Source organism: Martelella sp. K41-7, assembly GCF_055808365.1.
On the sequence record NZ_CM147867.1, the window covers coordinates 3,036,403 to 3,049,024 of the forward strand.

At 59.2% G+C, this 12,622-nt stretch carries 7 protein-coding genes and 1 pseudogene; 3 read left to right on the forward strand and 5 right to left on the reverse strand.

Going from position 1 to position 12,622, the window contains the following annotated elements:
- Positions 1 to 55: 55 nt before the first annotated feature.
- Both AC0L7L_RS14445 and AC0L7L_RS14450 read left to right on the forward strand, forming a co-directional pair.
- Positions 56 to 1,168: an SPFH domain-containing protein gene (locus AC0L7L_RS14445; protein WP_473509726.1), complete on the forward strand. Its 1,113-nt coding sequence runs from the start codon at positions 56 to 58 to the stop codon at positions 1,166 to 1,168.
- Complete coding sequence (locus AC0L7L_RS14450; RefSeq protein ID WP_473509728.1) at positions 1,072 to 1,536, forward strand: NfeD family protein; 465 nt, start codon at positions 1,072 to 1,074, stop codon at positions 1,534 to 1,536. Before AC0L7L_RS14445 ends, AC0L7L_RS14450 begins: the two co-directional genes overlap by 97 nt.
- 11 nt (positions 1,537 to 1,547) lie before the next feature.
- On the opposite strand, the gene AC0L7L_RS14455 is transcribed toward AC0L7L_RS14450, so the two are convergent.
- From AC0L7L_RS14455 to gltB, 5 genes and pseudogenes are all read right to left on the reverse strand, one after another.
- Positions 1,548 to 2,543, reverse strand: a complete 996-nt coding sequence (locus AC0L7L_RS14455) for a KpsF/GutQ family sugar-phosphate isomerase (RefSeq protein WP_473509730.1) — start codon at positions 2,541 to 2,543, stop codon at positions 1,548 to 1,550.
- Positions 2,544 to 2,617: 74 nt separating this feature from the next.
- A complete protein-coding gene (locus AC0L7L_RS14460; RefSeq protein ID WP_272212726.1) occupies positions 2,618 to 3,445 on the reverse strand; it encodes an alpha/beta hydrolase in 828 nt (275 codons plus the stop codon).
- Positions 3,446 to 3,539: 94 nt separating this feature from the next.
- Entirely contained in the window at positions 3,540 to 4,427 is an 888-nt protein-coding gene (gene galU, locus AC0L7L_RS14465; protein ID WP_272212727.1) for a UTP--glucose-1-phosphate uridylyltransferase GalU, read from the reverse strand.
- 165 nt (positions 4,428 to 4,592) lie between these two features.
- On the reverse strand, positions 4,593 to 6,047 hold the full coding sequence (locus tag AC0L7L_RS14470; protein ID WP_473509733.1) for a glutamate synthase subunit beta: 1,455 nt from the start codon (positions 6,045 to 6,047) through the stop codon (positions 4,593 to 4,595).
- Positions 6,048 to 6,149: 102 nt separating this feature from the next.
- Positions 6,150 to 10,827: pseudogene (gltB, locus tag AC0L7L_RS14475) on the reverse strand (glutamate synthase large subunit).
- 649 nt (positions 10,828 to 11,476) lie between these two features.
- Between gltB and AC0L7L_RS14480 the strand changes: the two are divergent.
- Positions 11,477 to 12,547: a threonine aldolase family protein gene (locus AC0L7L_RS14480; protein ID WP_473509735.1), complete on the forward strand. Its 1,071-nt coding sequence runs from the start codon at positions 11,477 to 11,479 to the stop codon at positions 12,545 to 12,547.
- Positions 12,548 to 12,622 lie beyond the last annotated feature (75 nt).

Here is a 12,622-nt window from a genome sequence, read left to right on the forward strand (position 1 = left end):
ACGATAATAACAACTCTGCGTCGGCCCTTCGGCCGATGCCTCAGGAGGAAACGACATGGCAGCACTGACCGGATTTTCCGTCACTATTATCATATTGGCGGTTCTGATCATTCTGACACTCTTTGCCGGAATCAAGACCGTGCCACAGGGCTACGGCTACACAATAGAGCGGTTCGGGCGCTATACCCGCACGCTGACACCCGGGCTCAATCTGATCATTCCGTTCATCGATCGTATCGGCAAGCGCATCAACATCATGGAGCAGGTGCTCGATGTTCCCGAGCAGGAAGTGATCACCCGCGACAATGCCAGTGTCGAGGCCGACGCTGTCGCCTTCTACCAGATCCTCAATCCGGCAAGTGCCGCCTATCAGGTTACCAATCTGCAAATGGCTGTCCTCAACCTAACGATGACCAACATCCGCTCGGTCATGGGCTCGATGGACCTCGACGAACTGCTTTCCAACCGTGACGCCATCAATGAACGTCTGTTGCGCGTTGTCGATCTGGCGGTTGAGCCATGGGGCGTGAAGGTCACCCGTATCGAGATCAAGGATATCCGTCCGCCCGCCGATCTGGTTGAGGCCATGGGGCGGCAGATGAAGGCCGAACGCGAAAAACGCGCACAGATTCTCGATGCCGAAGGCCACCGGGCCGCGCAGATTTTGCGTGCAGAAGGGTCCAAGCAGTCGGCTATTCTGGAAGCCGAGGGCGAACGTGAAGCGGCATTCCGTGAAGCCGAAGCGCGCGAAAGGCTGGCCGAGGCCGAAGCCAATGCGACACGATCCGTTTCGCTGGCCATTGCCGATGGCGATGTGGCGGCAATCAACTACTTCGTGGCGCAGAAATACACCGAGGCCATGGCCTCGATCGGTACGTCCAACAATTCCAAGGTGGTGCTGATGCCGATGGAGGCCTCATCGCTGATCGGTTCGCTTGGCGGAATAGGCCAGATCGCCAAGGAACTCTTTGGCAATGGTGGCAGCGACCAGCCCGCCCCCGCCGTTCGACACCTTCGGTCGGCTCTGGAACCACTTCCGGCAACAGGGAAAGCTGACCGAAAATGGAAGCGATGCTCGACTTCTTCACAACGTCCGGCCCCTGGGGCTGGTTCATCGCCGGGCTGCTGTTGCTTGTCGCAGAGCTTATCCTGCCCGGCGTTTTCCTGATGTGGGTTGGCATCGCCGCACTTATTCTCGGCGCGCTGTCTCTGGTGTTCTGGCCGTTCGGTTTCTGGGGCTGGCAATTGCAGATCCTGCTGTTTGCCGTCCTCTCCGTCGTCGCGATTGTTGTCGGGCGGCGGATCCTGAAAAGCCGGGAGACAACCTCCGACGAGCCGCTTCTCAACCAGCGCGCGGCAAGCCTCGTTGGCCGCACCGCCATCGTGGTTGATCCGATCACAGACGGGCGCGGGCGCATAAAGCTCGATGACACGCTTTGGGTTGTGGAAGGGCCGGATCTGCCGGAAGGTGCGCATGTGCGCATTATCACCGGCGATGGCCGCACGCTCACGGTGGCCCCGCTCGAAACAGCCTGAAATGGGAAGATTCAGGCCGCGCCGATCCGCAGGAAATCGTGGAAATGCACAATGCCAACCGGGCGGCCATCATCATCGACGACCATGAGCGCGGAGATGTTGTGCTTGTGAATGAGCGCCAGCGCACCGGACACCATCATAGACTGCTTCACGGTCTTCGGTCCCGCCGTCATCACGCTGTCCACTGTGAGAGCGCTCATGTCGCGAGCAAGATTGCGCGCAAGGTCGCCGTCTGTGACAATGCCAGCAAGCCGGCCATCATCTGAAACCACACCAACGCAGCCGAAACGCCGCTTCGACAATTCCATGATCGCTTCCGGCAACGGTGTGCCCGAACGCACCAGCGGAATTTCCTCGCCAACATGCATGATATCGGCCACATGCGAGAGCAGTGCACCGAGTTTGCCGCCAGGGTGATAGACCTTGAAATCGACGGCAGAAAAGCCCCGGACTTCGAGAAGTGCGATCGCCAGCGCATCGCCGATCGCAAGCTGCATGGTCGTTGACGTTGTCGGCGCAAGGCCAAGCGGACAGGCTTCTTCGGCTTTGGGCAGTGAAAGCACAACATCGGCCGCCAGCGCCAGCGAGGACTGCCGGCCGGCAGTAATGGCGATCAGCGGAATGGCAAAGCGCCGCGTATAGGCAACCAGCGCCGTCAACTCGCTACTCTCCCCGCTCCATGAAAGGGCAACAACGGCATCCTTCTGGGCGATCATGCCCATATCGCCGTGATTGGCCTCAGCTGGGTGCACGAAAAATGCCGGCGTTCCCGTTGAGGCAAAGGTCGCGGCAATCTTGGTGCCGATATGGCCGCTCTTGCCGACGCCGGAAACGACGACATGGCCCTGCGTTTCACGCAGTAGCTCAACAGCTTTCTCGAAAGGCTCGCCGAGCCCGTTCTCAAGTGCTGCGGACAGCGCATCCAGTCCCTTGCGTTCAAATGCCAGGGTTCTCAGCGCCGAGAGGGTTGCGTCACCCTCAGGTGTCTTGTCTGTTGCATCAGCCATGCACCGCTGTTAGCGCCTTTGGCTGTTGCAATCAATAGACCATCCATCGCGACAAAGGCGACAAAACGCCCGCGTCACCCGGCAGGTCGAGACGCCATGCTGGCTTTCCGTTTCATCCAGTCCAGTGCGAGATCCGGCCAGGATGCCTGCGTGCCATCAAGTGAACGCAACGCAAAACCATGCGGTGCATCAGCGAAAACATGCAAATCGACATCCAGTTCCAGTGCCGATGCCGTTTCGGCAAAACGCAGCGCGTGCTGCAGCGGCACGGATCGGTCATTGAGCGCATAGGCCAGAAACATCGGAACCGGGGGCAATCCATGAGGATATTCAGCAAGGCCGATCGGCCAGTCATCGTAAAAATCCTGTTTTTCAACGGGCGGATAGTCCGGCTTGCCTTCGGGAAATCTGTGGGCGCGGTGGTTGGCATTGATAGGGGCATAGGCAATCAACGCGCCTGTCGGCTTCAGCCTGTGCTGCTGGCAGGCCATCACCCCGGCGAGATGGCCGCCGGATGACAAGCCGATGTGAAACAGCGGCAACCCGCTTTCGGTTTCAGCCAGATGGTCAAGGGCTATCAACCCGTCCGTCAGTGCAATGTCTTTAGGGTGAGCGGTTCCCCTGCCGTCCGATGCGCCCGGAAGCCGGTGAACAAGCAGATGCACATCAAGCCCAAGCGCGTTCAGCCAAAGCGCGACCTCCGACCCCTCCTTGTCGTAGACAATCTTGGTGTACCCGCCACCGACATAGAGCAACACCCGCGCCCAGGGGGCACGCACGCGCCAGCTATGAAGCTCGGGACGCGACACGACATTGAACTGCCGGTCCGGCCTCATCCCTTCCAGGTGATTTTCCTCACCTTCAGCAAGCGGAATGATGACGGGTTCGGAAAGTTGCGACATGGTCATTCTTTCGGAAACAAAAAAGGCGGCGCCTGCTGCACCGCCCGGACATATCATGAGGCGCGACATTCGCGCGCCTCATGGTATTTACGACCTATTTCAGCGCAGCGATCAGCGCTTTCAGCTCGTTCTCAACCTTCGGACGGATATCGTCCCGCTTCAGCGCCAGCGCCACATTGGCGAGAATGAAGCCTTCCTTGGAACCGCAGTCGAAGGTTTGGCCATCGAACTTGTATCCGTAGAAATCCTGTTTCTGGGCAAGCTCGAGCATACCGTCGGTCAGCTGAATTTCGTTGCCGGCACCACGTTGGGTCTCGGCCAGGATCGGGAAGATTTCCGGCTGCAGGATGTAGCGGCCGTTGATGAAATAGTTGGAAGGTGCCGTCCCCTTCTCAGGCTTCTCGACCATTTCGGTAATCTTGAAGCCGTTTCCGACGGCGTCGCCAATGCCGACGATACCGTATTTGTGGGCGAGTTCAGGATCGCATTCCTCAACGGAAATGACGTTGCCGCCGGCAACCTCATAGACTTCCATCATGCCTTTCAGGCATGGCTTTTCCGCTTCCATCACCATGTCAGGCAGGATCAGGGCAAAAGGTTCGGGTCCGACGATCTCGCGTGCGCACCACACTGCGTGGCCGAGCCCGTGCGGCTCCTGCTGACGGGTGAAAGTGGCGGTTCCCGCCGTCGGCAACATGTTGGCGAGCAGGCTCAGCTCGGCATTCTTGTTGCGTGCTTTGAGCGTGCTTTCCAGCTCATACTGAATATCGAAATAGTCTTCGATGACGTGCTTGTTTCGGCCTGTCACGAAAACAAAATGCTCGATACCGGCCTCGATCGCTTCATCGACCACATACTGGATGATCGGCTTATCAACGACCGGGAGCATTTCCTTCGGCACGACCTTGGTTGCGGGCAAAAACCGCGTTCCCAGACCTGCAACGGGCAATACCGCTTTGCGAACCTTGTTGTGCTGACCCAAGACCCTCTCCTTTTACTGATCAATCAAAAATTTAAAAAGTTTCACTGAAGTATGGAATAGGTCTAACAAGATGCAAGATAGAGCGCAACAATGCGACGCCGCGCATCTCCGCTTTTCGTCGTGCAGACCGCGACACCGGGCCGCAGTCTGCATTTTCGGTAACAATTAGCGCGGAAGCAGGGTCTCCCCCATCAGCGCAAGATCGATAGAGCGTGCGGCCTGACGGCCTTCACGGATCGCCCAGACAACGAGCGACTGTCCACGACGAACATCGCCGGCAGTCCAGAACCTGTCGACCGAGGTTTTGTAGTCATCTTCATTTGCAACGACATTCACCGAACCGCGACGGTCTGTATTGAGCTCAAGACGGCCTTCCAGTTCGGAAAGCAAACCACTCTTGAACGGACCGCGGAAACCGATAGCTATAAAGGCGAGATCGGCCTTGATGACAAACTCCGTACCGGCAATCGGCTGGCGCTTCTCGTCCACATGGCAGCACTTGACCCCGGTAAGGACGCCGTCCTCGCCGACGAATTCCAGCGTTGCCACCTGGAACTCGCGCACGGCGCCTTCTGCCTGCGATGACGATGTGCGCATCTTGGTGGCCCAGAACGGCCAGACAGCAAGCTTGTCTTCCTTTTCAGGCGGCTGCGGGCGGATATCGAGCTGGGTTACCTTGACGGCACCCTGACGGAAGGCCGTTCCGACGCAGTCGGATGCAGTATCACCGCCGCCGACGACGACGACGTGCTTGCCGCCTGCCAGAATGGGCTCCGACGGCCAGCCGGTGGTTTCGATATTCTCACGCCCGACCCGGCGGTTCTGCTGAACCAGGAAGGGCATGGCATCATAGACGCCATGGAATTCATCGCCGCCGATGCCGGAAGCGCGTGGCGTTTCCGAACCGCCGCAATAAAGCACCGCATCATATTCGGACAGCAGGTCATCGACCTTCACATCGATACCGACATTAACGCCGCAACGGAATTCCACGCCTTCACCGCGCATCTGCTCGGCACGGCGATCGATGAAATTCTTCTCCATCTTGAAGTCCGGAATGCCGTAACGCAGCAACCCGCCCGGCTTGGATTCACGCTCGAAGACGACGACGTCATGACCGGCGCGGCCGAGCTGCTGGGCAGCCGCCATGCCGGAAGGGCCGGAGCCGATCACGGCAACTTTCTTGCCTGTTTTCGTCGTTGCCGGACGCGGCACGATAAAGCCCAGCTCGTAAGCCTTGTCGGCAATTGCCTGCTCCACGGTCTTGATCGAGACCGGAATGTCTTCGAGATTCAGTGTACAGGCTTCCTCGCACGGCGCGGGGCAGACCCGGCCGGTGAATTCCGGGAAATTATTGGTCGAATGCAGGTTGGCAATCGCCTCTTTCCAGTTGCCGTTGTAAACCAGATCGTTCCAGTCGGGGATCTGGTTGTGGACCGGACAGCCCGTCGGGCCATGGCAATAAGGAATACCGCAATCCATGCAGCGGGCGGCCTGTTTCTGCACCTCCGGGTCCGACATCGGAATGGTGAATTCGCGGAAGTGGCGAATGCGATCGGAGGCCGGCTGATACTTCGCCACCTGCCGGTCGATTTCCATAAACCCAGTAACCTTGCCCATTTCGTAATCCTGACTGCTTCAAGCTGAAGTTTCACGCCCGTAGCGCGCGCAAGAAAGCGCCCCGCACATTGCGCCGGGACGCCGACAGTTATCCTATGTCTCTTATTCGGCGGCAACACCCATGCGCATGCGCTCCATTTCCTCGAGCGCACGGCGATACTCCACCGGCATGACCTTGCGGAACATCGGACGGTAATGCGCCCAGTCGTCCAGGATCTCCTTGGCACGCGCCGAGCCGGTATAGAGCAGATGGTTGTTGATCAGGCGCACCAGACGCTCCTCGTCATGCCTTGTCATGTCGCCGGAAACGTCGACACGGCCCTTGTGCATGAGATCTCCGCCATGATGGTGAAGCTTCTCCAACATGTCGTCTTCTTCCGGAACCGGCTCCAGCATGACCATGGCCATGTTGCAGCGGTCGGCAAAGCCGCCATCCTCATCGAGAACGTAGGCCACACCGCCGGACATGCCGGCCGCGAAGTTGCGTCCCGTGGAGCCGAGCACGACGACAAGGCCACCGGTCATGTATTCGCAACCGTGGTCGCCGACACCCTCGACGACGGCGATGGCCCCGGAATTTCTGACCGCAAAGCGCTCGCCTGCGACCCCGTGGAAATAGCATTCACCGGCGGTCGCACCGTAAAGCACGGTATTGCCGACAATGATCGATTCTTCCGGCACGATCGGTGAATTTTCCGGCGGACGAATAATGATCTTGCCGCCTGAAAGCCCCTTGCCGACATAGTCGTTACCGTCACCGATCAGGTCGAATGTCACGCCGCTTGCCAGAAAAGCCCCGAAAGACTGGCCCGCCGTTCCGTGCAGCGTGACCGAGATCGTGTCTTCCTTCAGACCCTTCTGGTTCCAGCGCTTCGCAACTTCGCCGGAAAGCATGGCACCGGCCGAACGGTCGACATTCTTGATATCGACGTCGAAGGCAACCTTTTCCTTGTTCTCCAGTGCCGGCATCGCCTTCTCGATCAGCGTGCGGTCGAGAATATCGTCGATCGGGTGTTTCTGCCGCTCGGTCCAGAAGGTTGCCTCCTTGGGTGCGTCGATCTTGTGGAAGATCTTCGAGAAATCGAGCCCCTTCGACTTCCAGTGTGCGATTGCTTCGTCCTTGTCGAGCAGTTCGACGGAGCCGATGACATCGTTGAGGCTGGTAAAGCCAAGCTCGGCCAGCATCTCGCGCAGTTCCTCGGCGACGAAGAAGAAGTAGTTGACCACATGTTCGGGCAGGCCCTTGAAGCGCTTGCGCAGAACCGGATCCTGAGTAGCGACACCGACCGGGCAGGTATTCAGATGACACTTGCGCATCATGATGCAGCCTGCTGCGATCAGCGGCGCGGTCGAGAAACCGAACTCGTCGGCGCCGAGCATGGCACCGATCAGCACGTCGCGGCCGGTCTTCAGACCGCCATCCACCTGCAGCGCAATGCGCGAGCGAAGCCCGTTCAGCACCAAAGTTTGCTGCGTTTCGGCAAGACCGATTTCCCACGGGCTGCCGGCATGCTTCAGCGAAGTCAGCGGCGAGGCGCCGGTGCCACCGTCAAAACCGGAGATGGTAATGTGATCGGCGCGCGCCTTGGCAACGCCAGCGGCAACCGTTCCGACGCCGACTTCAGAGACCAGCTTGACCGAGACATCGGCCGTCGGGTTCACATTCTTCAGATCGTAGATCAGCTGCGCCAGATCCTCGATCGAATAGATATCGTGATGCGGCGGCGGCGAAATCAGGCCCACACCCGGCGTCGAGTGGCGGGTTTTGGCGATTGTCGCATCCACCTTGTGGCCGGGCAGCTGACCACCTTCGCCTGGCTTGGCACCCTGGGCGACCTTGATCTGCAGCATATCGGCATTGACCAGATATTCAGCCGTCACGCCGAAGCGGCCAGAAGCGATCTGCTTGATCGCCGAACGCTCCTTCGGCGTCTTGCCATCGGGCAGCTTCAGATAACGGTCAGATTCCTCACCGCCCTCGCCGGTGTTCGACTTGCCGCCAATCTGGTTCATGGCGATGGCGAGCGTGGTGTGCGCCTCGCGCGAGATCGAACCGAAGGACATCGCACCGGTCGAAAACCGCTTGACGATCTCGGTGGCCGGTTCGACATTTTCGATCGGTACGGGCTTGCGCCCGATCTCGGCGGCTTTCTTGATGCGGAACAGGCCACGAATGGTGTTCATCCTCAGCGCGGAGGTGTTTTCCAACTTCGCAAACGCGTCGTACCGGTCACGGGCATTGCCACGCACGGCATGCTGAAGTTCGGCAACCGCATCCGGTGTCCAGGCATGGGCTTCGCCACGCAGACGGTAGGCATATTCGCCGCCGATATCGAGCGTCGAATCAAGCACCGGATCCTTGCCGAAGGCAGCGCGATGGCGCGCAGCCGTCTCTTCGGCCACTTCCGTCAGGCCAACGCCCTCGATCATCGAAGCCGTACCGAAGAAGAAACGCTCCACAAATTCCGACGACAGGCCGATCGCATCGAAAATCTGCGCGCCGCAATAGGACTGATAGGTCGAGATGCCCATCTTGGACATCACCTTCAGCATGCCCTTGCCGATCGCCTTGATGTAGCGATAGATCACTTCGCCGGCGTCGACCTCCTTGGGGAACAGCCCCTTGGCATGCATGTCGGCCAGCGTATCGAAAGCGAGGTAAGGGTTGATGGCCTCCGCGCCATAGCCGGCGAGACAGCAGAAATGATGAACTTCGCGCGGCTCACCCGATTCAACCACGAGACCGACCGAGGTTCTCAGCCCCTTGCGGATCAGGTGATGGTGCACGGCAGCCGTTGCCAGAAGCGCGGGGATTGCAATCCGATCCGGGCCGATCTGGCGGTCGGAGAGAACGATGATGTTGTAACCGCCTCGAACGGCCGCTTCGGCACGCTCACACAGCCGGTCAATCATCTCCGGCATGCCGTCTTCGCCCTGATCGGCGCTATAGGTGACATCCAGGGTCTTGGTGTCGAACCGATCCTCAGTGTGCCCGATCGAACGAGATCTTTTCCAGGTCGCCATTGGTCAGGATCGGCTGGCGGACTTCCAGACGCTTCTCGCGCGAAGCCCCCTCGTGGTCGAGCAGGTTCGGGCGCGGGCCGATAAAGGAGACAAGGCTCATGACCAGCTCTTCGCGGATCGGGTCGATCGGCGGATTGGTGACCTGCGCAAAGTTCTGCTTGAAATAGGTGTAGAGCAGCTTCGACTTGTCCGACATCGCCGAAATCGGCGTATCGGTGCCCATCGAGCCTATCGCTTCCTGGCCGGTGGTTGCCATCGGCGACATCAGGATCTTGGTGTCTTCCTGGGTGTAGCCAAAGGCCTGCTGGCGATCGAGCAGCGACACGTCGCGGCGAAGCGCCCGCGGTTCCACCGGGTTCAGATCTTCCAGAATGAGCTGGGTCCGGTCGAGCCACTCCTGATAGGGATGCATGCCGGCTAGTTCGGACTTGATCTCGTCATCGGAGACAATCCGCCCCTTCTCCATGTCGATCAGGAGCATGCGGCCCGGTTGCAGGCGCCACTTGGCGACGATGTTTTCTTCCTCGACCGGCAGCACTCCGGCTTCGGACGCCATGATGATCCGGTCATCCTTGGTGATCATATAACGTGCCGGGCGCAGGCCGTTACGGTCAAGCGTCGCGCCGATCTGGCGGCCATCGGTAAAGGCAACGGCTGCCGGGCCGTCCCACGGCTCCATCAGAGCTGCGTGATACTCGTAAAACGCTTTGGTCTGCGGGCCCATCGACATATTGCCGGCCCAGGCTTCCGGGATCAGCATCATCACGGCATGGGCCATGGAGTAGCCACCCTGCACCAGGAATTCGAGCGCATTGTCGAAACAGGCCGTATCGGACTGGCCCTCGTAGGAAATCGGCCAGAGCTTGGAGATATCTTCGCCGAAAAGCGGTGAGGAGACCGAAGCCTGGCGCGCAGCCATCCAGTTGACATTGCCCCTGAGTGTGTTGATCTCACCGTTGTGGGCAACCATGCGATAGGGATGCGACAGCTTCCACGACGGGAAGGTATTGGTCGAAAACCGCTGATGCACAAGGGCCACAGCCGATTCGAAGCGCGGATCGGAAAGATCCTTGTAGTAAGCGCCGACCTGATAAGCGAGGAACATGCCCTTGTAGACGATCGTCGAGGACGACATCGACACGATATAGAAGTCCTCGGTCGCACCATCCGATTCGGAGAAGATTGTGTTCGAGATGACCTTGCGCAGGATGAACAGGCGACGTTCGAAATCGGCCTGGGTATCGGCGCGCTGTCCGGCACCGATGAAAACCTGGAGGTGATAGGGCTCGGTCGCGGCAATATCCTCTGCCTTCGACAGCGAGGAATTGTCGACCGGCACTTCGCGGAAGCCGAGGAAACGCTGGCCCTCGTCGGCAATCACCTTCTGGATGATGTCCTTGCAATGGGCAATGCGCTCGGGATCACGCGGCATGAAGAAATAACCGACGGCATATTCGCCGACCTTCGGCAGAACGATACCTTCGGCAGCCATCTCCTCGCGGAAGAACCGGTCCGGGATCTGCATCAGCATGCCGGCGCCGTCGCCCATCAGCGGATCTGCGCCAACCGCGCCGCGGTGGGTAAGATTTTCGAGGATGAACAGGCCATCCTTGACGATCTGGTGCGACTTCTCACCCTTCATATGGGCGATGAAACCAACGCCGCAGGCGTCATGCTCGTTCCTCGGATCGTAGAGCCCCTGACGTTTGTTACGACGGCCGTCGGCAGCTGTTTTGGCGGCAGGCGTCACGTTCATTTGCGTGAGCGGGGCAGCACTAAGCGCGGAGGGCGTCATCTTCGTCATTCAAGATCTCCTAAAAACCTGCCGGAATGCAGGCGAAACCGGATCGTGGTGCAGGCAGGCATATAAAGGCGCTGAAGCACCCTGCTGCCTGCAATCATCTCTCATTTAAAACCGGGACGACCATATCAACGGACGCTCCGGTCGATGGTCCTGCGTGAGCGTGCCGGAGCGAGGCCTTCCGCTTACCTGATCATTATAGACCAAAAAGCGTCGTGACGTCAGCCCCTTGCTGTCGGCGCGCAACACAGCCGGACATAAAAATAGGACAGCATAACTGTCCTATCTGCAGTTCATGCCAGAAACAAAAGAAAGTGGCAAGCAAATAATGACTTTGCGCGGACGTAGACGAGAGATTATTACGCCGGGAAGCCCGCGCGCGCAACAAAGTTACATCCAGCTCCATTCTTTCGAAACACCTGAAAGAAAACGGCATTTTGTAGGCAGATTCCACGCCGTACCGGCAAGCATGCGCAAACTCCTGCGAAATCGGCCACGAGCCACACGGTCGCATCAGACGATCAGGAAAGACCCTTTACACATGATGGCCTTTTCCCTGATATCCGGGGAACCAAATGCGCGAACATATTCGAGGTCTTTATCCATGTTTTTTGCTTCCGACAACTGGTCCGGCGCCCACCCCGCAATCGGAGAGGCGTTGATCCGCGAACAGTCTGGTTATGCGAATGCCTACGGAACAAGCGCGCTGGACCGCAAGATCGAGGCCCGCTTCAACGAGATTTTCGAACGCGAGGTGGCGGTATTCTTCGTCGGCACCGGCACCGCAGCCAACTCGCTTGCGCTTTCGTCCGTCGGGCGGCCGGGTGGCGTGGTGTTCTGTCACAACGACGCCCACATCGCCAATGACGAGGGCGGTGCACCGGAGTATTTCACCGGCGGCGGCAGGCTTGCCACCGTCTCGGGGACGAACGGCAAGATGGCGCCTGACGAACTGAAGCGGATCGCAGCGCGTTATCCCGCTGACTTTATCCACCATGGTCAGCCAATGGCGGTTTCGCTCACCCAGTCGACCGAGGTCGGCACGATCTACTCGCTCGACGAAATCGATGCACTGACCGCGATTGCAAGACAGGACGGCCTTCCGGTCCATATGGACGGTGCCCGCTTTGCCAACGCACTGGTGGCCCTTGATACCACGCCCGCCGAAATGACATGGAAACGCGGCGTCGACATTCTGTCCTTCGGCGGCACCAAGAATGGATGCTGGTGCGCGGAGGCGATCGTGTTCATGAACCCGGACCAGGCCCGCGAAATGCCCTATATCCGCAAGCGCGCCGCACACCTGTTTTCCAAGACCCGTTTCATCTCCGCCCAGCTCGATGCATACCTGACCGATGATCTCTGGCTGAACCTCGCCAGCCACGCCAACGCCATGGCCGAGCGCATGCGCGCCGCCTTCCGCAAATCCGCCAGAGCGCGGCTTGCATGGGAAACCCAGTCGAACGAAGTCTTCATCATCTTGCCCCGCACAGCAGCCGACGCCGCGCGCAAAGCCGGCGCGCAATTCTACGACTGGCTGACGCCGGCTGACCAGCCGGGCATGGTGGCGGACGGAGAGTTGCTGGCACGCTGCGTCACCAGTTTTGCAACCACCGAGGCCGAGATCGACCGCTTCATCTCTTTCCTCGAAGCCGAAACTCTCACACAAGAGTAACAGGGCCTCACAAGCCGGTGACGCGGCGTGATGGCTGAGTGACGCTCCATTGATTTCCAAGTGAAGGCCGATTTT

Coding starts and splice junctions, on each gene's coding strand:
- AC0L7L_RS14445 (WP_473509726.1), top strand. CDS start 56: ATGGCAGCACTGACCGGATTTTCCGTCACTATTATCATATTGGCGGTT.
- AC0L7L_RS14450 (WP_473509728.1), top strand. CDS start 1,072: ATGCTCGACTTCTTCACAACGTCCGGCCCCTGGGGCTGGTTCATCGCC.
- AC0L7L_RS14455 (WP_473509730.1), bottom strand. CDS start 2,543: ATGGCTGATGCAACAGACAAGACACCTGAGGGTGACGCAACCCTCTCG.
- AC0L7L_RS14460 (WP_272212726.1), bottom strand. CDS start 3,445: ATGTCGCAACTTTCCGAACCCGTCATCATTCCGCTTGCTGAAGGTGAG.
- AC0L7L_RS14470 (WP_473509733.1), bottom strand. CDS start 6,047: ATGGGCAAGGTTACTGGGTTTATGGAAATCGACCGGCAGGTGGCGAAG.
- AC0L7L_RS14480 (WP_473509735.1), top strand. CDS start 11,477: ATGTTTTTTGCTTCCGACAACTGGTCCGGCGCCCACCCCGCAATCGGA.